The sequence below is a fragment of the Ruegeria sp. genome, from assembly GCF_965221235.1.
Lineage (GTDB): Bacteria > Pseudomonadota > Alphaproteobacteria > Rhodobacterales > Rhodobacteraceae > Ruegeria.
Map to the genome: position 1 here is coordinate 474,126 of NZ_CBDCRS010000004.1, position 22,843 is coordinate 496,968.

Annotated in this window: 20 protein-coding genes and 1 pseudogene; 8 read left to right on the plus strand and 13 right to left on the minus strand. The window is 59.3% G+C overall.

The window, feature by feature from the left end; translation table 11 throughout:
* Window positions 1-67 precede the first annotated feature (67 nt).
* From ACOQOY_RS05405 to ACOQOY_RS05425, 5 genes are read right to left on the minus strand one after another with little or no spacing between them, the layout of a single operon-like run.
* The gene (locus tag ACOQOY_RS05405) at window positions 68-1,996 is read right to left on the minus strand and encodes an acetyl/propionyl/methylcrotonyl-CoA carboxylase subunit alpha (protein WP_420584448.1); all 1,929 of its coding nucleotides are present in this window, start codon (window positions 1,994-1,996) and stop codon (window positions 68-70) included.
* 10 nt (window positions 1,997-2,006) lie between these two features.
* On the minus strand, window positions 2,007-2,675 hold the full coding sequence (locus tag ACOQOY_RS05410) for a hypothetical protein (protein ID WP_420584449.1): 669 nt from the start codon (window positions 2,673-2,675) through the stop codon (window positions 2,007-2,009).
* Between the two features lie 3 nt (window positions 2,676-2,678).
* Complete coding sequence (locus ACOQOY_RS05415; protein WP_420584450.1) at window positions 2,679-4,283, minus strand: carboxyl transferase domain-containing protein; 1,605 nt, start codon at window positions 4,281-4,283, stop codon at window positions 2,679-2,681.
* Complete coding sequence (locus tag ACOQOY_RS05420) at window positions 4,280-4,744, minus strand: lysozyme inhibitor LprI family protein (protein WP_420584451.1); 465 nt, start codon at window positions 4,742-4,744, stop codon at window positions 4,280-4,282. The genes ACOQOY_RS05415 and ACOQOY_RS05420 overlap by 4 nt, the downstream gene beginning before the upstream one ends.
* The gene (locus ACOQOY_RS05425; RefSeq protein ID WP_420584452.1) at window positions 4,741-6,267 is read right to left on the minus strand and encodes an AMP-binding protein; all 1,527 of its coding nucleotides are present in this window, start codon (window positions 6,265-6,267) and stop codon (window positions 4,741-4,743) included. The genes ACOQOY_RS05420 and ACOQOY_RS05425 overlap by 4 nt, the downstream gene beginning before the upstream one ends.
* Window positions 6,268-6,403: 136 nt before the next feature.
* On the opposite strand from ACOQOY_RS05425, the gene ACOQOY_RS05430 reads away from it, so the two are divergent.
* On the plus strand, window positions 6,404-7,009 hold the full coding sequence (locus ACOQOY_RS05430; protein ID WP_420584453.1) for an OmpW/AlkL family protein: 606 nt from the start codon (window positions 6,404-6,406) through the stop codon (window positions 7,007-7,009).
* Window positions 7,010-7,054: 45 nt separating this feature from the next.
* Here the strand turns inward: ACOQOY_RS05430 and ACOQOY_RS05435 are convergent, their stop codons facing one another.
* From ACOQOY_RS05435 to ACOQOY_RS05445, 3 genes are all read right to left on the minus strand, one after another.
* On the minus strand, window positions 7,055-8,218 hold the full coding sequence (locus ACOQOY_RS05435; protein ID WP_420584454.1) for an isovaleryl-CoA dehydrogenase: 1,164 nt from the start codon (window positions 8,216-8,218) through the stop codon (window positions 7,055-7,057).
* A gap of 170 nt (window positions 8,219-8,388) precedes the next feature.
* Window positions 8,389-9,579, minus strand: a complete 1,191-nt coding sequence (locus ACOQOY_RS05440) for a DegT/DnrJ/EryC1/StrS family aminotransferase (RefSeq protein WP_420584455.1) — start codon at window positions 9,577-9,579, stop codon at window positions 8,389-8,391.
* Between the two features lie 39 nt (window positions 9,580-9,618).
* Complete coding sequence (locus tag ACOQOY_RS05445; protein WP_420584456.1) at window positions 9,619-10,290, minus strand: HAD-IA family hydrolase; 672 nt, start codon at window positions 10,288-10,290, stop codon at window positions 9,619-9,621.
* A 134-nt stretch (window positions 10,291-10,424) separates the two neighbouring features.
* Between ACOQOY_RS05445 and glmU the strand changes: the two genes are divergently transcribed.
* The 5 genes and pseudogenes from glmU (at window position 10,425) to ACOQOY_RS05470 (ending at window position 15,658) form a co-directional block, all read left to right on the plus strand.
* Window positions 10,425-11,780 carry a bifunctional UDP-N-acetylglucosamine diphosphorylase/glucosamine-1-phosphate N-acetyltransferase GlmU gene (gene glmU, locus ACOQOY_RS05450; protein ID WP_420584457.1) on the plus strand — a complete coding sequence of 452 codons (1,356 nt, stop codon included), beginning with the start codon at window positions 10,425-10,427 and terminating at the stop codon, window positions 11,778-11,780.
* Between the two features lie 3 nt (window positions 11,781-11,783).
* On the plus strand, window positions 11,784-13,604 hold the full coding sequence (gene glmS, locus ACOQOY_RS05455; RefSeq protein WP_420584458.1) for a glutamine--fructose-6-phosphate transaminase (isomerizing): 1,821 nt from the start codon (window positions 11,784-11,786) through the stop codon (window positions 13,602-13,604).
* Window positions 13,605-13,607: 3 nt separating this feature from the next.
* Window positions 13,608-14,147 carry a pyridoxamine 5'-phosphate oxidase family protein gene (locus ACOQOY_RS05460; RefSeq protein WP_420584459.1) on the plus strand — a complete coding sequence of 180 codons (540 nt, stop codon included), beginning with the start codon at window positions 13,608-13,610 and terminating at the stop codon, window positions 14,145-14,147.
* 7 nt (window positions 14,148-14,154) lie between these two features.
* Window positions 14,155-14,832 carry a DNA alkylation repair protein gene (locus tag ACOQOY_RS05465; protein WP_420584460.1) on the plus strand — a complete coding sequence of 226 codons (678 nt, stop codon included), beginning with the start codon at window positions 14,155-14,157 and terminating at the stop codon, window positions 14,830-14,832.
* 113 nt (window positions 14,833-14,945) lie between these two features.
* Window positions 14,946-15,658: pseudogene (locus tag ACOQOY_RS05470) on the plus strand (IS5 family transposase).
* Window positions 15,659-15,671: 13 nt separating this feature from the next.
* Here ACOQOY_RS05470 and ACOQOY_RS05475 read toward each other — a convergent pair.
* Window positions 15,672-16,088 (minus strand): hypothetical protein, encoded by a 417-nt coding sequence (locus ACOQOY_RS05475; RefSeq protein ID WP_420584461.1) that lies wholly within the window; start codon window positions 16,086-16,088, stop codon window positions 15,672-15,674.
* A gap of 90 nt (window positions 16,089-16,178) precedes the next feature.
* Here ACOQOY_RS05475 and moaA point away from each other — a divergent pair, with 90 nt between their 5' ends.
* Both moaA and ACOQOY_RS05485 read left to right on the plus strand, forming a co-directional pair.
* Window positions 16,179-17,186 carry a GTP 3',8-cyclase MoaA gene (gene moaA, locus ACOQOY_RS05480; protein ID WP_420584462.1) on the plus strand — a complete coding sequence of 336 codons (1,008 nt, stop codon included), beginning with the start codon at window positions 16,179-16,181 and terminating at the stop codon, window positions 17,184-17,186.
* 2 nt (window positions 17,187-17,188) lie between these two features.
* Complete coding sequence (locus ACOQOY_RS05485) at window positions 17,189-18,511, plus strand: 3-deoxy-D-manno-octulosonic acid transferase (RefSeq protein ID WP_420584463.1); 1,323 nt, start codon at window positions 17,189-17,191, stop codon at window positions 18,509-18,511.
* A gap of 44 nt (window positions 18,512-18,555) precedes the next feature.
* Here the strand turns inward: ACOQOY_RS05485 and ACOQOY_RS05490 are convergent, their stop codons facing one another.
* The 4 genes from ACOQOY_RS05490 to ACOQOY_RS05505 form a co-directional block, all read right to left on the minus strand.
* Entirely contained in the window at window positions 18,556-19,719 is a 1,164-nt protein-coding gene (locus tag ACOQOY_RS05490; protein WP_420584464.1) for a M20 aminoacylase family protein, read from the minus strand.
* Window positions 19,720-19,776: 57 nt separating this feature from the next.
* Entirely contained in the window at window positions 19,777-20,919 is a 1,143-nt protein-coding gene (locus ACOQOY_RS05495) for an MFS transporter (protein ID WP_420584465.1), read from the minus strand.
* Window positions 20,920-20,989: 70 nt separating this feature from the next.
* Entirely contained in the window at window positions 20,990-22,267 is a 1,278-nt protein-coding gene (locus ACOQOY_RS05500) for a DUF3422 family protein (protein ID WP_420584466.1), read from the minus strand.
* A gap of 107 nt (window positions 22,268-22,374) precedes the next feature.
* Entirely contained in the window at window positions 22,375-22,731 is a 357-nt protein-coding gene (locus ACOQOY_RS05505) for a VOC family protein (protein WP_420584467.1), read from the minus strand.
* Window positions 22,732-22,843 lie beyond the last annotated feature (112 nt).

Genomic DNA, 22,843 nt, shown 5'->3' on the forward strand with positions numbered 1-22,843 from the left:
TCCCGGCTTCTTCTCGTTTCAAATACGGATAGCCTGACTGTGCCACGCAAAGCGCCGCACGAACAGGTCACGCCTCCTCCAACCGGACCAAGGCCGCTCCGGCCTCAACCTGTGCGCCGTCCTCGGCCAACACCTCTGCCACGACCCCATCGCGGGCGGCCAGCAGAGAATGCTCCATCTTCATCGCTTCAAGTATGGCCAGCCGGTCGCCCTCTTTCACCGCCTGCCCCACCGAGGCAAACACCGCCTTGACCAGACCGGGCATGGGCGCTTCGATCACATTGGTATCCCCAACGGCGCTGGCATCCCGGTCCAGCGGGTCGATCAGATCAAACACCTGACCATAGTATTCGAACACGGTGATCCGGGATCCTGCGGCCGCGACATTTGGCAGGGCCGAGCCGTCGATAACCCAACCGCCAGACACCCGCTCGGCGATGACAGTCTGACCGTTGACCTGCCACACCTGCCGATCCGGGCCTTCTACCTGCACATCCAGATCTATGACTTCATCCGCTGCAAGCTGAACTGCTCTATGCAAGGGCGCCCACAACGAGAACCCGGTCTCTTCGCTCGCGTCCACCAAATCCAGCGCAGTCATGGCGGCGGCCACGCAGGTCGTGGCCGGAATCGGCTCTGCTCGGGTCAACTTCTCAAGATCGCGCCCGATCAATCCGGTATCCAAGTCCCCTGCGGCAAAGCCCATGTGCCGGGTGAGCGCGCCCAGAAAGGCCAGGTTGGTGGTGGTGCCAGCAACCTCAGTTTGCTGCAAAGCCCGGTGTAACTGCTCTAAAGCGACGGCACGGGTTGGTCCGTGGACGATGACCTTGGCAATCATCGGATCATACCAAGGGCTGATTGTGTCACCTGCCCGCACCCCGCTGTCGGCGCGGCAATTGGTCGGGAATTGCAAATGCGTCAGAGTCCCCGTCGCAGGCAGAAAACCCTTCGGCACGTCTTCAGCATAGAGCCGGGCCTCAAAAGCATGGCCGTTAATCGAGAGGTCCTCTTGACGTTTCGGCAGTGCTTCGCCAGATGCAACACGCAACTGCCATTCGACCAAATCAACGCCGGTGATCGCCTCGGTCACCGGATGTTCGACTTGCAGGCGCGTGTTCATCTCCATGAACCAGAACCGATCTGGGCGCAGACCGTCCGAGGCGTCGACGATGAACTCAACTGTCCCCGCGCCCTTATATCCGATCGCCTCGGCAGCGCGCACGCCTGCCTGTCCCATCGCCTCGCGCATCTCAGTCGTCATGCCGGGGGCCGGAGCCTCTTCGATCACCTTCTGGTGTCGACGTTGCAGAGAACAATCCCGTTCAAACAGATGCAGCGCATGGGTGCCATCGCCAAAGACCTGAACCTCGATATGGCGCGGCTTGGCGACGAATTTCTCGACCAATACAGCGTCATTGCCAAATGCCGTGCGTGCCTCGCCCCGAGCGCTGTCCAGTGCCGCGGCAAAATCTTCGGGCCGCTCGACCAGGCGCATGCCTTTGCCACCACCGCCCGCGACGGCCTTAATCAGCACCGGATAGCCAATGGTGTCGGCAGCGCCGGCCAGATGTTCGGGGTCCTGATTGTCACCGTGATAGCCCGGAACAACGGGTACACCAGCCTCTTCCATCAGAACCTTGGCAGCATCTTTCAGACCCATCTTGCGGATCGCCTCAGCCGAAGGGCCGATAAACGTGAGGCCAGCCGCCTCAACCGCATCGACGAAGTCCGGGTTCTCGGACAAAAACCCATAACCGGGATGGATCGCCTGAGCGCCTGTATCCAGCGCAGCCTGAATGATCACATCGCCCTTTAGATAGCTCTCCGCCGGCGCCGGACCGCCAATATGGACGGCCTCATCCGCCATCTGAACATGTTTAGCCGAGGCATCCGCATCCGAGTATACGGATATACAGGATACCCCCATCTTCTGAGCGGTTTCGATCACGCGACAGGCAATCTCGCCTCGATTGGCAATCAGGATTTTATTGAACACAACCTTTCTCCTACCACCAAGCACTGCTTTTTTCGTCTTGCAAATGCGATCGGACATATTCTGGCAGCGGCCAAGCTTCCCGGTCCATTCCGCTGATCTTGCCAAGATGACCATCCCGATAGGCGTGATAGTAGAGTTCGGGATGGATCGTGATTTCTATCTCAGCCAATGCCCGCTCTACTTTTGCCTTTGTACGATCAATTTCATCGGCAAGCTTCGCTTCATCGCTTTTGTTCGCCAAGACACGCGGCAGCGAAAAATCGCCTAAAACTCTTTTGCCTACCGACATCGCTGCGGCCAAAACTAGGTTGCCTACGAGGCCCCCAACGATTTCAACAGCCGAGTTTAAACCGAAGCTCCAGCTCAACCATCCGCGCTTGCCCTTTTTCGCAGCAAGTTCAACGCGCATCCGGTCGAATTCACGGGCGAAAACTTCACGAAACTCGCGCGCGAACCGTGTTCGACTGAAATCATCCCGCCCGGCAAAGATACGAATGACCGGTCGCACAAAGTAACCGCCGTTGGATCGATCAACGAATTCCTCAAAGTCAAAGAGGAAAAAATAGTCTTCGGGATCCCGTGAGTTATGGACGAGATAAACTGAAATTTCGGCTCGCGTGGTCAGGTCTGGAATTTTGAGATCAGGGATCTTATCAAGCAGCCTTTTCTTAAGATTCATCTCTTACATCCTGAACACGCCGAAACGTGTCTCCTCAATCGGGGCGTTCAGCGCGGCGCTTAGCGACAGGGCAAGCACATCGCGGCTTTTGCGCGGGTCGATGATGCCGTCGTCCCATAACCGGGCCGAGGCATAAAGCGGGTGCGACTGTTCCTCGAACATATCCAGCGTCGGGCGTTTGAATTCGGCCTCTTCCTCGGCGCTCCACGTACCACCCTGCCGTTCGATCCCGTCCCGTTTGACAGTGGCCAGAACGCCTGCGGCCTGTTCTCCGCCCATCACCGAAATCCGCGAGTTCGGCCATGTCCACAGAAAGCGCGGCTGATAGGCCCGCCCCGCCATGCCATAGTTCCCAGCCCCGAACGAGCCGCCGACCAGCATGGTGATCTTCGGCACCGAGGTCGTCGCCACAGCCGTGACCATCTTGGCCCCGTGCCGCGCGATGCCTTCGTTTTCGTATTTCCGCCCGACCATGAACCCGGTGATGTTCTGCAGAAATACCAGCGGGATACCCCGCTGCGAACACAGTTCCACAAAATGCGCACCCTTTTGCGCAGCCTCGGAAAACAGCACGCCGTTGTTGGCAATAATCCCTACGGGGCAGCCTTTGACATGGGCGAAACCCGTCACCAGCGTCTCACCAAAGCGCGACTTGAATTCGTCGAAGCGAGAGCCGTCGACCAGCCGCGCGATCACCTCGCGAATGTCATAGGGCGTGCGCAAGTCAGCCGGAACAACGCCGAGGATTTCCTCGGGGTCATAGGCCGGGTCTTCCGAGCTGGCCCAATCCACGTTCTGCGGCTTGCGCCGGTTCAGCGACGCCACCGCGCGGCGCGCCAACGCCAGCGCATGGGCGTCATCTTCGGCCAGATAGTCGGCTACGCCTGACAATCGGGTGTGGACGTCTCCACCGCCCAAATCTTCGGCGCTGACCACCTCACCCGTCGCGGCCTTGACCAGAGGCGGACCGGCCAGAAAGATCGTGCCCTGCTCTTTTACGATGATCGTCACATCCGACATCGCAGGCACATAAGCCCCACCTGCCGTGCACGACCCCATCACCACGGCGATCTGCGGGATGCCCTTCGCGCTCATCCGCGCCTGATTATAGAAGATGCGGCCAAAGTGGTCGCGGTCGGGGAAAACCTCATCCTGATTGGGCAGGTTCGCGCCGCCGCTGTCGACCAGATAAATACAGGGCAGATGGTTCTCCTCGGCAATCTCCTGCGCGCGGAGGTGTTTTTTGACGGTCATCGGATAGTAGGTGCCGCCCTTCACGGTGGCGTCATTGCAGACCACCATAACCTCACGCCCTTGCACCCGGCCAATGCCCGCGATCACCCCGGCGCAAGGCGCGGCATCGCCATACATCCCATGCGCCGCCGTCGCGCCAATTTCCAGAAACGGAGACCCCGGGTCCAACAAGTTCGCCACCCGGCGTCGTGGCAGCATTTTGCCCCGCGATTCATGCCGCGCGCGGGATTTCTCGCCGCCGCCCATACGAGCTGCTTCGGCGGCAGCAGAAATTTGGGCCAGTGCGTCAAGATGAGCCGCACGGTTGGCCTTGAAGCCTTCGGCGGCGGGCATGGCTTTGGGTGTTAGTTTCATTCCATCTTCCCCAAGTCGCGCAACTCGACGGCGCGTTCAGCGGTCTCAGTCAGCATACAATTTGCAGCGATGATCGTTCGTATCGTTCCACCGGACCAAATGCTGTACGTCAACGCGCACTCCGCGTCCCGGAAACTAATCCAAGCGCGCTGCGCATTTCGCAGTTGATCCGACAGCCCCGGGCTTTGTTCAGAAAGTTCTGAAATACGCAGTTGATATTGCTCGTTCAGAAAAGTGTCCCAGACTTGCGTTTCGGCCTGAATGCACTGCGCCATTCCAATGGTAGTATCATTTCCCGGCGCGGTCTGACATGCGCCGGCAGCCTTCCCCACACAAGCCGAGAGACCTCCGTCAGGCTGGGCTTGCGAAAAACACCATTGAATATAAGCCTGATCCACCCAAGCATTCTGGGCCGACGTGATAGCTGGAAGCAGCATTGCAACAATTATCAGTCGCTTCATGTAACCAACTCCCCTGCCGCACGCGCCTTTAGTTCTTTCCGGATCACCTTTCCCGTCACCGTCATCGGCAGTTCCTCTAGAAAAGTCACCTCGCGCGGGTACGAATAATGCGCCAGACGGTCCTTGACCCAATCCTGCAACTCTTGTTCCGCCGCTTTTGCCCCCGGTTTCAACACCACATAGGCCTTCACAATCTCGGTCCGCAGCGGATCCGGTTTGCCGACTACGCCTACGGTTGCCACGGCCGGATGGGTCAGCAGGCAATCCTCAATCTCGGCCGGGCCGATACGATACCCGGCCGACGTGATCACGTCATCATCGCGGCCCACGAAGCGCAGGTAATCCCCCTCCCACGCGCCGCGGTCGCCGGTGATCAGCCAATCGCCCCGGAATTTCTCAGCAGTTGCCTCGGGGCGGTTCCAGTATTCCAGCAGCATCGAGGCCGAACCCCGCCGGATGGCAACGTCCCCTTCTTCGGTACTCGGATTGCCGTCGCCGTCAATCACCGCCACCTCATGCCCCGGCACTGGCTTGCCGATACAGCCGGGGCGCACAGGGAAATCCTCGGCACAGGAGGACACGACCATGTTGCACTCAGTCTGGCCGTAGAACTCGTTGATCGTCAGGCCAAACGCCTGCTGTCCCCAAGCCAGCATCTCGGCCCCCAACGGCTCACCGCCCGAGGCGACCGAGCGCAGGCCGGGGATGCTCTGATCCGCTGCTTTCAGCATCCGCAGCGCGGTTGGCGGGAAGAACACGTTGCGCACGCCCCCACGGGCGATCACATCAGCGCAGGCCTCAGGTGTAAATTTTTCAAGCCGCGCGGCGACCACCGGTATGCCCAGCGCGAGGCCCGGCATCAGCACATCAAACAGACCGCCGATCCAGGCCCAGTCGGCGGGGGTCCATAGACAATCGCCCTCACGCAGATGGTTATGGCTGACCGAAACGCCCGGCAGATGGCCCGTCAGAACCCGGTGCCCGTGCAACGCGCCCTTAGGGCTGCCGGTGGTGCCAGAGGTGTAGATCAGCACCGCCGGGTCTTCGGGAGCGGTATCGGCGAAGGGTAACGGTTCATCCGACGGCGCGATCTGATCAACGCGGATAGGCTGGGCCAGATCGCCAAGCAACACCGCACCTTCGGCGTCGGTCAGCACCAACGCTGCGCCCGCATCCCCGACCCGCGACGCCAACGCGTCATGTTTGAACAATTTGAACAGCGGCACCGAAATCGCCCCAAGCTTCCAGATCGCCAGATGCGCCGCTGCACACCAAGGAGACTGGCTCAGCAACACCCCGACGCGGTCCCCCGGCTGCACCTTTGACTGCAAAACCCGCGCGATCCCGTCGGTGAGACGTTCGAGCTGACCATAGTTGATCTCGGTTCGGTCGCCTTCGGTCAGGTCGATGAGGGCAATGCGTTCACTTGGATGCGACAGGCACTGCCGCGCCATGTTGAGACGGTCGGGTATCTCCCAATGCCCATCCCCCTGCATACCGGGTATGCGCCTAGTGGGACACATAGCCCAAACCCTTTGTTTTTATTGCATTTACCGGACTCGCGACCTTCACGCCAATCGAGCAAATTTGATGCAGATCAGAGTTTGCAGCCCGGTCTTCTAGCAAAACACCATCATCAACAAATTCGAAGGCCATAAAATGACCAAAACACTCGCCGCTTTGACCCTTTCGACCGCGCTTGTTGCGCTTGCCGCCCCCGCCATGGCCCAGAATCAGGGTGACTGGACCGCCGGTATCGGTGTTGGCTACCTCGACCCGAAATCCGACAACGGTACCCTTGCCGGATTCGACGCCGAAGTGGACTCGGATACTCGCCCGATCTTCACCGTCGAATACTTCGTCCGTGACAATCTGGGCATCGAGCTTCTGGCCGCCACCCCGTTCAGTCACGACGTCACTCTCGGTGGCAGCGTCGATGCGGGTAGCGTCAAACACCTGCCGCCCACCCTGTCGCTGAACTATCACTTTCCGACCAACAGCGCGTGGAAGCCTTATGTTGGCGCGGGTCTGAACTACACCATCTTCTTCGACGAACAATCGCCGCTGGGCGACCTTGAACTCGACAACTCCCTCGGCCTCGCGTTGCAGGCCGGTCTGGACTACATGGTCACCGAAAAAGGCGCCGTGCGTCTGAACGTGCGCTGGTTCGACATCGACTCGGATGTCACTCTGGACGGCGCCGACATTGGCACCGCCGAGATTGATCCCTGGCTGATCGGCGTATCCTACGTCCATCGCTTCTGATCCTTCTCAACGCCGCCCCGTCATACTTTGGCGGGGCGCTCCCTCTCAGACCATTTCGCTCATCAACTCGCGTCCGATCAGCATCCGGCGAATTTCGCTGGTCCCCGCGCCAATCTCCATCAGCTTGGCGTCGCGGAAAATGCGGCTGACCGCTGAGTCCGACAGGAAACCGGCTCCGCCCATCGCCTGAACGGCCTGATGCGCCTGCGTCATCGCCTGTTCCGAGGCGTAAAGGCAGCACGCTGCCGCGTCCTGCCGTGTCACGTCTCCACGGTCACACGCCTTCGCAACCTCATAAACATAGGCCCGCGCCGAATTCATCGCGGTGTACATGTCGGCAATCTTGCCCTGCATCAGTTGAAAGCTACCGATGGGTTTGCCGAACTGCTTTCGTTCGGCCAGGTAGGGCATGATCTCATCCAGACAGGCGGCCATGATACCGGTGCCGATCCCGGCCAGTACAACGCGTTCATAGTCCAAACCGGACATCAGAACCGCGACGCCTCTGCCCTCCTCACCCAGAACGTTTTCGAACGGCACCTCGACGTCTTCAAAAATCAGCTCGGCCGTGTTCGACCCGCGCATCCCCAGCTTGTCGAAATGAGGAGACGTGGAAAAGCCTGTCATCTCCTTCTCGATCAGAAAAGCCGTGATCCCTTTTGAGCCGCCATCCGGGTCCGTCTTGGCGTAAACAACCAGCGTATCCGCATCCGGCCCATTGGTGATCCAGTATTTACTGCCGTTCAGCCGGTAATGATCGTTCCGCTTCTCCGCACGCAGCTTCATTGAGACTACGTCAGAGCCAGCCGAAGCCTCAGACATCGCCAGCGCCCCCACATGCTCGCCCGAGACCAGACGCGGCAGATACTTCGCCTTTTGCTCGACCGTTCCGTTCAGCTTGATCTGATTGACGCACAGGTTCGAATGCGCGCCGTAAGACAACGAAACCGAGGCCGAGGCTCGCGCGACCTCTTCCACCGCAACGGTATGGGCCAGATAGGACATGCCCGCGCCGCCATATTCCTCGGGAACCGTGATGCCGAGCATCCCAAGCTCGCCCATCTCTTTCCAAAGCTCATTGGGAAAGGCGTTCGTTTTGTCGACCTCAGCGGCCATCGGCTTGACGCGCTCCTGCGCCCAGCGATGCACCATCTCACGCAGGGCGTTCACGTCTTCGCCCAGATCAAATTGCATGGTTGCCGTGAACATTCGCGCTCTCCCCTTCGAATTAATGAACAACTGTTCAATAATGGGATAGCAGCGAATCTCCGCCCGGTCAATCTTTGCGGCTGGCGCTGGACGCAAACGCAAACTGCCGCCCCGACAGGGACGGCAGTTTTGAGACTAAAAAGCGTGCGCCGCAGGCGCACACCGCTGGGTTACGACTGATAAACGGCGCTGACCTCAGCGCGAATGATACGGGCGATCAACTGGCAATCTTCCAGCGAGAATGTCAGTGGCACCCGCATGTCCATGATCCCGCTGAGGATACGGTCGCTGGCCGGCATAGGCTCGCTATCCGCATAACGCCAGCTGTCATAGCGCGAGGTAAACCCGGTCGGCTCGGCCCCGCCGAACCATTTGATTTCGACCCCACGCGCAGCGCAACGGCGGATTACCTCGGCGATACGTTCCGGTGACCAGTCCAGCAGCAGGAACTGAATCGACGACCCCACATAGGTTTCTTCCTCGGGACGCTCGACAGTAGTCAGGCCGGGGGTATCCCGCAGACCGTTCGCGATCTCATCATAGCGCTCGTTCCAACGCGCTACCTGCCGATCCAGATCGCGTAGTTGCGGACGCAGAATGGCCGCGCGCAGGTTGTCCATACGGCCTGACACGTTCGGAGTTGTGTACTTGATCCTCTCAAACACCTCAGGCCCCGGCGCGGCAAGGTGGCGTTCATACAGCATGTACGAGCCTGACAGCATCGTGGCCTTGGCCGCCAGCTCCTCGTCATCGGTGATCAGCAGCCCGCCCTCACCGGAATTGACATGTTTGTAGGTCTGGCAGGAATAACATCCTATCGCCCCCTGACGCCCGGACAATTGCCCGCGCCACGCGGCCCCCATGGTGTGGGCACAATCTTCAATCACCGTGACGCCCGCTGCGTCACACATGTGCATCAACCGATCCATATCACAGAGATGCCCCCGCATATGGCTGAGCATCAGCACGCGCGCCTGATCCAACTTGGCCTCAAGATCGTCCAGATCAATTGTCAGGTTCTCTGTCACGCCCACGAAAACCGGCTTGGCCCCAACCGAGGCAATCGACCCCGGAACGGGTGCCAGCGTGAAGGCGTTGGTCAGAACCGGATCACCGGGCTGAATACCAACGGCGCGCAGAGCCGTCGCCAGCGCATAGCCGCCGGATGACACTGCCAGACAGTATTTTGCCCCCATCTGCGCTGCGAATTCCTGTTCCAGCAGAGCGGCTTCGCCCAACTCTCCTGGCGCGACGTTATAGCGGTGCAGACGACCATGGTGCAGCACGGTCAGTGCGGCCTCAATTGCCTCGTCCGGGATGGGTTCCTGCTGAGTGAAGCTGCCAGTGAATGTCTCGGTCATTGGATCGTTCTGATACTGCAAAGAATTCGGGTCAAGGCTTCACGCCGCCGCACCGATCAGGCCGGTGACCAGATCAGGCAGATCGTCAAAGTGATGCAACAGGGCTTCGGGCTCCAAAGCGGCCATATCCTGGCCCGAGGGGCCGAAGGTCACAAGCACCGACGGCACTCCTGCCGCCCGCGCCGTGTTGCGGTCGGTATCCGAGTCCCCGATCAGTACACACAGGTCCGGATGCCCACCGGCCCGGCGCGCGGCTTCGCGCAGCGGTTCGGGGTCGGGTTTGCGCACCGGCAAAGTATCCGCCCCAACCAATGAGGCGAACTGATCGCGCACGCCCATTTGGGTCAGCAGCTGGTGCGCCAGGGCTTCAGGTTTATTGGTGCAGATACCCACGCCGTAGCCCGCGGATTTCAAAAGATCGACCGCCTCCAGCGCACCGGGATAGAACTGTGTATGGGTGTCTATGGCCTGCGAATAGGCGTCCAGCAACGTGGGATAATAGGCGAGAACGGTGTCCTCATCGTAGGCCCCAACCCGTTTCAACCCATGGGTCAGCATCATTCGCCCGCCGCGCAAGGCAACAGCTGCGTCCTGCTCGTGAACCAGAACATCCCCGTGCCCCATCGCCCGAAAACAATGGTTTGCGGCGGCCAGCAAATCGCCCGACGTATCGGCCAGAGTTCCGTCCAAATCGAAGATAACCGTGCGCATTGTGCCTCCTGCTTCGGCGGGTTCTTGCCGTGTCGTGTTGCAAACGGCAATCTTGTTTGATCCGCGAACCGCTTGCGCCTTTGACCTCAGCGGATAAAACGGTCGGCAACAAAACACAAAGAGAAATCGTTTTCATGAGCACTGCCCTCGTCATCCTTGCCGCCGGAAAAGGCACCAGGATGAAATCGGATCTTCCCAAGGTTCTGCACCCAATCGCCCAGACGCCAATGCTGGTCCACGCCATGCGGGCCGCGGCCAGCCTGTCGCCCGAGCGGACCGTTATCGTAGCCGGACATGGTGCCGAAGCCGTGGAAAAGGCGGCGCAGGCGGAAGATGAAACCGCCGTCGTTGTCCGCCAGGAGGAACAACTTGGCACCGCACATGCGGTTGCGCAGGCAAAGGACGCGCTGACCGGGTTCGAGGGCAATGTCATCGTGCTCTATGGCGACACACCCTTTATCGAACCCGATACCCTTCAGCGCATGATCGACGCCCGTGCCGCGCATGATCTGGTGATGCTGGGCTTTGACATTGCCGAGGTACAGCCCCGGTACGGCCGCCTGATCATGGACGGCGACCGGCTGGTCAAGATTGTCGAATACAAAGACGCCACCGACGAACAGCGCGCCATTCGGTTTACCAACAGCGGCCTTCTGGCTTGCGACGCCGGGCTGCTGTTCGATCTGATTGATCAGGTCGGCAATGAAAACGCCTCGGGCGAGTATTATCTGACTGAAATCGTTGGCATCGCCAATGCGCGCGGCCTGTCTGCAACGGCCATCAAATGCGCCGAGGCTGAGACGCTGGGTGTTGACTCCCGCGCCGATCTGGCCGCTGCCGATGCCGAGTTTCAGGCCCGCGCCCGCGCTGAACTGCTGGATCTGGGCGTCACCCTGATGGCCCCCGAAACGGTCTACCTATCCGCCGATACCATCATCGGGCGCGACACCGTAATTGAACCAAACGTGGTCTTCGGTCCCGGCGTAACCGTCGAAAGCGGCGCGACGATCCGGGCGTTTTCGCATCTTGAAGGTTGCCATGTAAGCCGTGGAGCCATTGTTGGCCCTTATGCCCGCCTGCGCCCCGGTGCGGAACTGGCCGAGAACACCCGCATCGGCAACTTTGTCGAGGTCAAGAATGCCGAGATCGCCGAAGGCGCGAAGGTCAATCATCTCAGCTATATCGGAGACGCCTCGGTCGGGGCCGCGACAAATATCGGCGCGGGTACGATCACCTGCAACTATGACGGGGTGATGAAGCACAAAACGACGATTGGTGAGAATGTGTTTGTCGGTTCGAACACCATGCTGGTGGCTCCGGTTACGGTGGGTGACGGCGCGATGACGGCAACCGGTACAGTTGTAACCCGTGATGTCGAACCTGATGCGCTGGCTGTGGCCCGCGCCAAACAGGACAACAAACCGGGCTATGCGCGTAAATTGTTTGATATGTTGAAGGCGAAGAAGGCTCGCCGCGACAAAGGAGCCTGACCTATGTGTGGAATTGTTGGCGTTCTGGGGAAGCATGAAGCCGCCCCTATTCTGGTCGAAGCCCTGAAACGGCTGGAATATCGCGGCTATGACAGTGCAGGTATCGCCACGATCAACGACGGTGCGTTGGGGCGGCGTCGGGCGGTTGGCAAGCTGGTCAACCTCAGCGACTTGTTGGTGCATGATCCGCTGCCCGGCAAGTCCGGTATCGGCCATACCCGCTGGGCCACCCACGGTGCGCCCTCGGTCAACAACGCGCATCCCCATCAGGCCGGGCCTGTGGCCGTGGTTCACAACGGCATTGTCGAAAACTACCGCGAGCTGCGCGCCGAACTTGCCGAGCACGGCGTGGATTTTGTTACCGAGACAGATACCGAGACCGTCGCTCTGATGGCCGCGCACTACCTGAATACCGGGCTTTCCCCGGTTGAGGCCGCCTTCAAAACCATCGACCGGCTGGAAGGTGCCTTTGCGCTGGCTTTCCTGTTTGATGGACAGGACGACCTGATCGTTGCGGCCCGCAAGGGCTCACCTCTGGCCATTGGGCATGGGAATGGTGAGATGTATGTCGGCTCGGACGCTATTGCTCTGGCGCCACTTACTGACCGCATCACCTATCTTGAGGAAGGCGACCGGGCGGTTCTGACCCGCACCTCGCTGGAAATCCGCAATGAGGCCGGAGAACTGGCCAACCGCGAAACCCGCCGCATCAAGCTGGACCAGACGCGCGCCGATAAGGGCGGCCACAAGCACTTCATGGCCAAGGAAATTGCCGAGCAGCCTATGGTCGTTGCCGAGGCCATCCGATCCTATCTGCCCACGGGCAGCGACCGTGTCGCCATTGCCGAGGGACTGGATTTCACCAAGTTGGACCGTTTGACCATGGTGGCTTGTGGTACGGCTTTCTATGCCTGCCTGACCGCAAAATACTGGTTCGAACAACTGGCAAAAATCCCGGTCGAGGTCGATATCGCCAGCGAGTTCCGCTATCGCGAACCTCCGATCCCCGCCCGCACCGCGGCGCTGTTTGTCAGCCAGTCCGGTGAAACCGCCGACACGCTGGCCGCGCTGCGTTATTGCGAGGGCAAAGCGGACAAGATCGTCTCTGTCGTCAACGTCCCCGAAAGCTCGATCGCGCGAGAAAGCGATATTGCCTTGCCGATCCACGCAGGCGTTGAGATCGGTGTGGCCTCGACCAAAGCCTTCACCTGTCAGCTGAGCGTGCTGCTGATGCTGGCGCTGAAGGCGGCCGCCGACCGCGGAACTCTGACAGACGAAGAGCTGGCCGACCATGCCGCCGCCCTGCGCGGTTTGCCATCGGTGCTGAACACCGCGTTGGATCAGAACCGGGCCATCCACAAGTCTGCCCAGCGCCTGTCCGAGGCGCGGGACGTGCTGTTTCTGGGTCGCGGTCTGATGTACCCTCTGGCGCTGGAAGGCGCGCTTAAACTTAAGGAAATCAGCTATATCCACGCCGAAGGTTATGCATCAGGTGAACTGAAACACGGCCCCATCGCCCTGATTGACAAACAAATGCCGGTGGTCGTGATGGCCCCGCGCGATGCGGTGTTCGACAAAACGGTCTCGAACATGCAGGAAGTGATGGCGCGCAAGGGTAAGGTCATTCTGGTTTCGGACGACGATGGCATCTCAGAGGCTGAGGACGGCGTCTGGCGCACCATCCGAATGCCGCACGTTCATCCGAACCTGGCACCGATCCTGTATTCGGTCCCGGCTCAGCTGCTGGCCTATCATACGGCGGTTGCCAAGGGCACGGATGTGGACCAGCCGCGCAATCTGGCAAAATCCGTCACGGTGGAGTGAGACATGGCCAAGCAATTCCCGGATCTGGACGACGCAAAGCGTAAGTTCATCGAAGAGCAGCACGTGTTCTTTGTTGGCACCGCGGCACCTGATGGGCGAGTCAATATCTCGCCCAAGGGGATGGATTCACTGCGGGTTCTGGGGCCGAACCGGATTGTTTGGATGAACCTGACCGGCAGTGGCAACGAAACCGCCGGGCATTTGCTTGAGATCAACCGCATGACGCTGATGTGGTGTTCCTTCACCACTCGCCCCATGATCCTGCGTACCTACGGGACCGCGCACACGTTGCATGTGGGCGATGAAGGGTGGGATGAGCTGGCCGACCTGTTCCCTGATCACCGCAGCGCCCGGCAGATTTATGATCTGGATATTGATCTGGTTCAGACCTCCTGCGGCTATGCGGTTCCGTTCATGGAGTATCAGTCCGAACGCGACACGATGCAGAAATGGGTCGATGGCAAGTCTGACGACGACATCCGCGCCTATTGGGTGGAAAAGAACCACCAGACCATAGACGGCAAGCCCACGCGCGCCGACTGATCCGCCGATGCTGACCGCCTATCTCGACCAGATCAAAGCCCACGCCGATGCCGAGCGCGCCGAGCAGATGGCTGCCTATCACAAGGTCGATCGCCCCTATCTGGGCGTTGCCAACCCTGTTCTGAACGACCTGACGAAATCCTGGCGTCAGGAACTGGACGTGCCTGCGCGAATAGAACTGGCCGACGCCTTGTGGCAGACCAATATCCACGAAGCGCGCGTGGCTGCCGCCAAACTGCTGACTCAGGCGCGCATTCGGCCCGATGACGCGGCCTGGGATTTGCTGCAAAGCTGGTTGCCCGATTTCGACGCTTGGGCCGTGGCCGATCATGCCTGTATGGCGATACAGAAACGCCTCTCGGCTGATCCGGCCCGTCTGGATCAGGTGGAAAGCTGGACGACCTCAGACCACATGTGGACGCGCCGCGCGGCGCTGGTGGCCACCCTGCCCTGGACCAAACAGAACCACCCCAAGCCTGATGATCTTGCGCGGCGGGATCGTATCCTTGGCTGGGCCGCTGGCTACGTGCCGGACCGCGACTGGTTCATCCAGAAAGCCATCGCATGGTGGCTGCGCGAACTATCGAAACACGACTCGGAACGTGTGATCGCGTTTCTGGATACGCACGGCGAGGCAATGAAACCTTTTGCCCGCCGCGAAGCAAGAAAATACCTGATGGGTTAGGGTCTGTTGACATTTGGGATTCACAATTTGTCTGAACTCTGATTCAAGTTTCCAAAATGGAGGTTTGAATGGACGAAAACCGTTTTGTGATTTCGGATGATCTTTGGGAGAAGATGGCGCTGCTCCTGCCCGGCAAGGCCGGTGACCCGGGGGCGACGGGTCAGGATAATCGACGGTTCATGGAAGCGGTACTTTGGCGCGTACGAACAGGCGCGCCATGGCGTGACCTACCCAAGGATTTCGGTAACTGGAATTCGGTTTTCAAACGCTTTCGTCGATGGGCCAAAGCCGGTGTGTTTGAGAGTCTTTTCAATGCTATAAGCAGAGAGCCCGACCTCGAATACGCTCTGATCGACGGAACAATTGTGCAAGTCCATCAGAAGGCGTCGGGCGCAAAAGGGGGACTCAGCATCAAGCCATCGGACGCTCTCGCGGCGGGCTGACGACCAAGATTGTGGCCCTGGTCGATGCGCTCGGCAACTTGTTCCGTTTTCTGCTTCTACCGGGGCAAGCACACGACATGAAAGGAGTTGCTCCCCTGATCCAGGATGTCTCCTTCGGAGCTTTGCTGGCCGACAAAGCCTTCGATTCTGATTGGCTTCTGAAAGACCTTGATGAGCGCGGCGCTACTGCTGTTATCCCGCCAAAATCGAACCGAAAAATGCTGAGAGACTACGATACCCACATGTACAAGTGGCGTCATCTGATTGAAAATTACTTCGCAAAGATCAAGGAATTCAGAGGTATAGCAACGCGATACGACAAGACCGACATCAGTTACGCTGCTAACTGGCACCTCTGCGCTATGCTCGTCGCCGCACGCTGATTGTCAACAGACCCTAGTTGGAATAGACTTCAAGCTCAACCAACTCATCGAACGGCAACAATAACGACCGCATCGCATCCAGCGACAACCGGCTGCCCCCACTTTCAGGTCCCGGTGCAGGAACCAGAGTGATGTAGGCCTGCGCCCCGGTTCGGGGAACAACAACCCGCCCCGTAAATTCGGTCTCGACCAACGGCGTCTCAAGCCAGCGACCCGGTGTGGTCGGATCCCCTAGCGAAGCGATGGTCGTCTTCGCCCCGATCCAACCGGCAGCAGTCGCAGGTAGTGGCTCAGGCTCAACCGCTGCTTCAACCACAACTTCTTCGGGCTCCGCGGGTGGCTCGCCCCCTCCGAACACGCGATCCGTGGTTGATCGTATCGTGTCGCAACCTGCGACCAGAACACATAATGCAATCAGCGTATACCTCATGCCGCCAACCTACCCCTGCGCGCGCAACTGTACCAGCGCAAAGCAAAGTTCTCCCTTGTCGGCGAGGGGTCGCAGCTTTACCTATGACGCATGACTGCTCCACTCATCGACCCGTTCGCACGTGCCATCACCTATCTCCGCGTCTCCGTCACGGACCGCTGCGATTTCCGCTGTGTCTACTGCATGTCCGAGGACATGAAGTTCCTGCCCAAAAAGGACCTGCTGACACTGGAAGAGCTGGACCGCATGTGCTCGACCTTCGTGAATATGGGCGTTGAGAAGCTGCGCATCACTGGCGGTGAGCCGCTGGTCCGTCGAAATATCATGACTTTTTTCAATAGCATGACCCGCCATCTTGATAGCGGCGCGTTAAAGGAACTGACCCTGACGACCAACGGCTCGCAGCTGCATCGCTTTGCCGATGACCTTTATGCAGCAGGTGTGCGCCGGGTGAATATCTCGCTGGACACGCTGGACGACGACAAGTTCGCCAAGGTCACTCGCTGGGGCCGTCTGAAACAGGTGCTGAACGGAATCGACGCGGCGCAAAAGGCTGGCCTCCGGGTCAAGATCAACGCCGTGGCGCTCAAGGGCTTCAACGAGCCCGAGTTACCGCAGATCACGGAATGGTGTTCTGAGCGCGACATGGACTTGACCTGGATCGAGGTCATGCCAATGGGTGATATCGGCAACGAAGATCGTCTGGACCAGTACTGGTCCCTCAAAGACGTGCGCAAAGAATACGAAAACCACTACACGGTGAGCGATCTGGCGGAACGCACCGGCGGACCTGCGCGCTATGTCCGCCTTGAAGAGACCGGTCAAAAGATCGGCTTTATCACGCCGCTGTCACATAACTTCTGTGAAAGCTGTAATCGTGTGCGCCTGACATGCACAGGTGAGCTTTATATGTGCCTTGGTCAGGAAGACATGGCCGATCTGCGCGCGCCCCTGCGCGATCACCCCGATACCGAACAACCGCTCGAAGACGCGATCCGCGCGGCCATCAACCTCAAGCCCAAGGGCCACGATTTCGACTATTCCCGTCAGGCGGTCGATGGTCAGATGAGCCGCCACATGAGCCACACGGGCGGCTGATTATGCCTGAACAACCCGGCGGCCCGACGCTGATTTACCGCCTTTATTGCGGCCTGACGGCAATTGCTGGCCCGTTGGTCTGGCGCGAGGTACGCAAAAAGCTTCAAGCCGCTGATGTCCCCGAAATACGTCAGCAAGAGCGGCTGGGACATGCCAGCCTACCCCGACCCAACGGGCAGCTGATCTGGTTTCACGCTGCCAGCGTCGGTGAAACCCTCTCAGTCATCAGCCTGATCAAACGGCTGGGCGAGCGACTGCCCACTGCCGAGTTTCTGATTACGTCCGGCACGCCGACCTCTGCCGCGCTGATCGAAAAGCGCATGCCACCAAGGGCTCGCCACCAATACCCACCATTGGATAGCGCAGGCCCTGTAAAGCGCTTTTTTGACCACTGGCGCCCGGATGCAGGCATCTTTGTCGAAAGCGAAATCTGGCCGCGCCTGATCGTCGAGGGCGCCACACGCGGAATTCCTTTGGCGCTGCTCAATGCGCGCCTGTCAGATAAATCTGTCGAAGGCTGGAAGAAACGCCCCAAAACAGCGCGGTTCATTCTAGACCATTTTCGCCTGTTCTTGACCCAGAATGACAAAACTGCCCGGAACCTGATCGCAATCGGCGCACAGCCCGACCGCGTCCAACCCGGCACCAACCTCAAGGCGATGTCCGATCCGCTGCCTGTTGATCAGGCCACGCTGTCGGACATCCACGCCCAGATCAATGGCCGCCCGGTCTGGATCGCAAGCTCCACACACGCGGGCGAAGAAGAAACTGTTCTGGCCGCCCATGCCGAATTGCTCAAACGCTGGCCCGATCTGCTGTTGTTGCTGATCCCCCGCCATCCCGAGCGCCGCTCAGAGGTGGCAAGCCTGATCAAGCAGGCCGGACAAACGGTGGCCATCCGCTCGGCCAAAGATCAGATATCGGCCCAAACGCAGGTCTACATGGCCGACACGCTGGGGGAAACCGGCACTTGGTATGCGCTCTGCCCAATCGTGTTTCTGGGCGGGTCCCTTAAGGAAATCGGCGGTCACAACCCGTTTGAACCCGCGCAGGCAGGTGCTGCCGTGATCACCGGCCCCGGCTATTTCAACTTTGCCGAAACCTTCGCGCCCTTGATCGAAACCGGCGGTGCGCAACAAATCCAATCAGCCCACGAGCTGGCTAAGACCGTATCTACATGGCTGTCGGACCAAACCGCACTTGAGGCCGCCCGCTCTGCTGCGAAGTCCTGCGTCAACACACAGGCATCTGCGCTGGACACAATCGTCGAAACTCTCTGCGCCCAACTTAGCCTGTCTGCCCCGGATTCCTCTTCTTCTGGCTAAAAATACTTCTCGGGGGTACGGAGGCAGAGCCCCCGCCCTGTCCACTAGGCCGCAGGCATCCGCTGTTCAACGATCTCAGCCCACCAGCTGCACCCGGCCGGAATGGCCTCATCATTGAAATTATATTCAGGATGATGAACCGCTGCCGTATCGCCGTTGCCGACCAGTATATACGCGCCCGGGCGCTCTTCGAGCATAAAGGCAAAATCCTCGCCACCCATGATCAACGGTGCCTCGTCGCAGTTGCCCGAAACAGACCGCGCAACATCTGCGGCGAAATCGGTCTGCTCATCACTGTTCACCATCACCGGATAACCCCGGTAGTACTGCACATCAACGGCCCCGCCAAAGGTCGCAGCGACGCCTTCGCAGATCTCTTTGATACGCTTTTCCGCCATGTCGCGCATCTCGGTGCTCATCGTGCGAACCGTACCCTTCAACTGCACCGTCTGCGGGATCACGTTAAATGCGGTCGAGGAGGTTTCAAAGGACGTCACCGAGACCACAACCTGATCCACTGGGTCCGCGTTGCGCGCCGCAATGGTCTGCAATGCCAGAACGGCCTGCGCCGCCATCACGGTGGTATCAACCGTCTCATGTGGTTTGGCCGCGTGGCCGCCTTTACCCTCGAACGTGATATCGAACTGATCGGTGGCCGCAAAAAACGCACCCGGTCGGATTGCAAAACTGCCCACGGGGCGACCGGGCCAATTGTGCATGCCGTAGACCTCCTGAATACCCCAGCGATCCATCATGCCGTCTTCGCACATTTCACGACCACCGCCGCCGCCCTCTTCGGCGGGCTGGAAGATCACCACCACGGTGCCATCGAAATTCCGCGTCTCAGACAAGTATTTTGCCGCCCCGAGCAACATCGCGGTATGCCCGTCATGACCACAGGCGTGCATCGCACCGTCGGTCTTGGACGCGTAATCCAGCCCGGTCGCTTCGTGGATTGGCAGTGCATCCATATCCGCCCGCAACCCGATGACCTTGCCACCGGTGTCAACCTTGCCTTTGATCACCCCGACCACTCCGGTGCGGCCGATACCTGTCACAACCTCATCACAGCCGAAGCCTTTCAATTTCTCGGCGACCAAAGCGCTGGTCCGATGCGTTTCAAACAGAATTTCGGGGTTTTCGTGAATATCACGCCGCCATTCGGTGATTTCACCCTGCAATTCAGCAAATCGGTTTTTGATCGGCATAGTGTTCTCCCATCTTATTCTTTTGACCGAGGCACAGCCCCCGATACGTAAACCCAATCAGTCCAACGGCGCAGGCCGCAGCGCGCCGGACAGCAGGACGATCAGAACGGCCAGAGGCAACAAAGCCGCGAACGCCAGACGTAATGTAAGCATCTCGGCCAGAAACCCAATAAGCGGCGGACCGATCAACAGCCCGCCATAGCCCAGCGTGGCGACGCTGGCGATGGCCTGCCCGGGCGGAACATGTGGGTCACTGGCAGCGCGGCTAAAGGCCAGCGGCATTATCACCGCGTAACCGACGCCCATCAGGGCAAAGCCTGCCAGCGCCAGCCCGGCCTCAGCCGCCGACACTACCCCAAACACACCCATTGCTGCGCAGATGCCCCCGAAACGTGCGGTAGCGACGGCGCCGAACCGTGCGATGACGAACCCGCCAGCCAAGCGGAATGCGACCATTGTCACTGAAAACACCGCATACCCCAGCGCAGCGACGCTTTCTGCGGCCCCGGTCTCGTCGCGCAGGAACAGCGCGCTCCAATCCGCCACAGCCCCTTCACCCAAAGCACCGCACAGCGCTGTAAAGCCGACAAGAACCAATGCACCGGATGGCAAGGCAAATACCGCGCCACCCGAGGGCGCTGCCCTGCGTGACGTCCACTGAACCCAAGAGAGAGCCAATGCCAGCGCCACCACAACCCCGCCGGCCAGCAGAAAGTGCTGCATCACCGTCAGCCCCATCTGCACGGCTCCGTACCCGCTGAGCGCCCCCAGCCCGGCGCCAAGGCTCCACATCGCGTGGAAAGAAGACATCACCGGTTTGTCAAAGGCTTGTTCAACTTCTGCTGCCCAAGCGTTCATGGCCACATCCATTGAGCCGTGAAACGCCCCGAACACGAACAGGAAACCAGCCAAAGCCCAGAAATCACCTGCAAAAGCCAGCAGGATCAGCGACAACGTATAGAGCACGGCGATGATGCGCGTAATAGCCACCGCGCCGAACCGGTCGGTCAGCCGACCCGTCACCGGAAAAGAACACACCGCCCCGGCGGCCATGAAAAGCAGCCCATAACCTAACACCTCATGTGTCAGGTCCAGATGATCGCGCACGGCAGGAATTCTGGACGCCCAGATACCAAACAACGCTCCGTTCAGGATGAACATGGCAGCAACGGCCCGCCACGCGGCCACTATTCCGATCACCGGGCTTCCTTCACAAAAAGGCGTCAAACCCCCTTGTTCTACAGTTTGCCGCCAGTTTGACAATCAGGGATTAACCCAGCCGTTTGCGGATACTTCTGATCGCGTACCAAACAACCAACACTACAGGCAAAGTCACGCCTGCGGTCAGCATCCCCTTGCTGATCCCGGTTTGCGTCAGCGGATACAGCAAGTAGCTGACCAGCGACACGGCATAGTAGCTAATAGCCACGACCGACAACCCTTCGACTGTGTGCTGAAGGCGCAAGGCCAGATCCGCCCGCCGATCCATGCTGGCCAGCAACGCCTGATTTTCGGCGCTGCGTTCCACGTCTACACGAGTCCGCAATAGGTCGCCCGCGCGAATGGCCCGATCAGACAAGGCCTGAAGGCGCCGCTCGGTGGATTTAACCGTGCGCATCGCCGGGTCATAGCGGCGCATCATGAAATCTGCAAAAGACTGACGCCCGCTGAAACGCTCTTCACGCAGCACTTCAATCCGCTGATCCACAATGGCCTCATAAGCGCCTGTAGCCGCAAACCGGAATGAGCACTGGGCAGACAGCGTCTCAAGCTCGATTGAGGTCGCCAGAAGCCGTTTCAGCAATTCGTCCGGCTGAGCCGAGTTATCGGTCATTTGCCCCATCAATTCCGTCAGTTGCCAATCCAGTTCACCAATGCGAGGCGACATTTGTTTGACCCGCGCGAACCCAAGCATGGACATCGCCTTATAGGTTTCAATCTCGCACAATCGCTGAATGATCCGGCCCGTTCTGCGCCGTCCAATTTCCTTGTTCACAAAAAGCGCAAATCTCATATGCCCCGCCGGGTCGATCCGAAAGTCGCAGGCGCAGACTGCGGAATCGTCCAAGACCCGTGCGACGGCAAGGCTCTCAGCCTCGAACCAATCGGACAGAGAGGTATTGATCGCATCCGCATCCGGTCGATCAACCACACGCACCATCGCCGAGGTCACTCTCTGCCCCGGGCTTTCCATCAGCCAATCGGGCGGGAATACCTCAAAATCAGCCGGATTAAAGGGCCGTTCACTCACGTTTTGAGTGATCGCCGTATAGGTCACAAATTCTGTATGCTGCTCCCACTTCAGCCAATGGCGACCGATCTGGCCCGCGTAATGGGTCGCGTCCGGCTGTGGATGCGGCGCGCCGTGGCGATCCAGCAGCTTGATCAAATGAGACAAATCCTCACTGCGATCCCGCGCCACGGCAGCTTTAGGTTTCTTGATAGCCAGAAAGGCCACGGTACAAGGCGCCGCGGTCACGGGGAAAGGGCGCGCGTGCAGCTCATTGGCCAGCACATAGCGCAGCGGATGGTCGTCAATCGGCGTCATGTAGGGCTCCGTCTTATCCAAGGCACTATACGACACCCGACAGATACATCAATTATCCATTTATTTCATAACCTTACATGGATACCACAGCATACAAGCCGGTTATCTCATTGATTTGGCTGCCACAGCTCGATCGGATTACCCTCCGGGTCGTGAATGCGGGCGAATTTGCCGACATCACTGTCCCATTCCGGGTTTGTTTCGACCACAATCCCGGCCGCCTCAAGCTGCGCCTGCAACGCGGCCAGATCATCCACACGGAAATTTATCATCCACTGCTGCTCGGTGCGCCCGAAATACCCTGTATCCTGCGCAAAAGGCGCAAATACGGTGTAACCCTCACGCTGCTTCCACGGAACGGGATCGTAGTGATTGACGCCAAGATGTTCCTCATACCACGCGCTCAGAGCCTTCGGATCGCGAGCGCGAAAGAACACGCCGCCTATTCCGTTCACTTTCTGCATCACTCACCTCCACCGTCACACTAGCACAGCCCCCTCCTTCATCTGGCTAAAAATATCCTGGGGGTGTGGGGGCAAAGCCCCCATCCAATCAAAAAAGAAAAGGGCGCCCGCA

Excerpts from the sequence above, each read along its gene's own strand:
- ACOQOY_RS05410 (WP_420584449.1), bottom strand. The coding sequence starts at position 2,675 with ATGAATCTTAAGAAAAGGCTGCTTGATAAGATCCCTGATCTCAAAATT.
- ACOQOY_RS05415 (WP_420584450.1), bottom strand. The coding sequence starts at position 4,283 with ATGAAACTAACACCCAAAGCCATGCCCGCCGCCGAAGGCTTCAAGGCC.
- ACOQOY_RS05420 (WP_420584451.1), bottom strand. The coding sequence starts at position 4,744 with ATGAAGCGACTGATAATTGTTGCAATGCTGCTTCCAGCTATCACGTCG.
- ACOQOY_RS05425 (WP_420584452.1), bottom strand. The coding sequence starts at position 6,267 with ATGTGTCCCACTAGGCGCATACCCGGTATGCAGGGGGATGGGCATTGG.
- ACOQOY_RS05430 (WP_420584453.1), top strand. The coding sequence starts at position 6,404 with ATGACCAAAACACTCGCCGCTTTGACCCTTTCGACCGCGCTTGTTGCG.
- ACOQOY_RS05435 (WP_420584454.1), bottom strand. The coding sequence starts at position 8,218 with ATGTTCACGGCAACCATGCAATTTGATCTGGGCGAAGACGTGAACGCC.
- ACOQOY_RS05440 (WP_420584455.1), bottom strand. The coding sequence starts at position 9,579 with ATGACCGAGACATTCACTGGCAGCTTCACTCAGCAGGAACCCATCCCG.
- ACOQOY_RS05445 (WP_420584456.1), bottom strand. The coding sequence starts at position 10,290 with ATGCGCACGGTTATCTTCGATTTGGACGGAACTCTGGCCGATACGTCG.
- glmU (WP_420584457.1), top strand. The coding sequence starts at position 10,425 with ATGAGCACTGCCCTCGTCATCCTTGCCGCCGGAAAAGGCACCAGGATG.
- glmS (WP_420584458.1), top strand. The coding sequence starts at position 11,784 with ATGTGTGGAATTGTTGGCGTTCTGGGGAAGCATGAAGCCGCCCCTATT.
- ACOQOY_RS05460 (WP_420584459.1), top strand. The coding sequence starts at position 13,608 with ATGGCCAAGCAATTCCCGGATCTGGACGACGCAAAGCGTAAGTTCATC.
- ACOQOY_RS05465 (WP_420584460.1), top strand. The coding sequence starts at position 14,155 with ATGCTGACCGCCTATCTCGACCAGATCAAAGCCCACGCCGATGCCGAG.
- ACOQOY_RS05475 (WP_420584461.1), bottom strand. The coding sequence starts at position 16,088 with ATGAGGTATACGCTGATTGCATTATGTGTTCTGGTCGCAGGTTGCGAC.
- moaA (WP_420584462.1), top strand. The coding sequence starts at position 16,179 with ATGACTGCTCCACTCATCGACCCGTTCGCACGTGCCATCACCTATCTC.
- ACOQOY_RS05485 (WP_420584463.1), top strand. The coding sequence starts at position 17,189 with ATGCCTGAACAACCCGGCGGCCCGACGCTGATTTACCGCCTTTATTGC.
- ACOQOY_RS05490 (WP_420584464.1), bottom strand. The coding sequence starts at position 19,719 with ATGCCGATCAAAAACCGATTTGCTGAATTGCAGGGTGAAATCACCGAA.
- ACOQOY_RS05500 (WP_420584466.1), bottom strand. The coding sequence starts at position 22,267 with ATGACGCCGATTGACGACCATCCGCTGCGCTATGTGCTGGCCAATGAG.
- ACOQOY_RS05505 (WP_420584467.1), bottom strand. The coding sequence starts at position 22,731 with ATGCAGAAAGTGAACGGAATAGGCGGCGTGTTCTTTCGCGCTCGCGAT.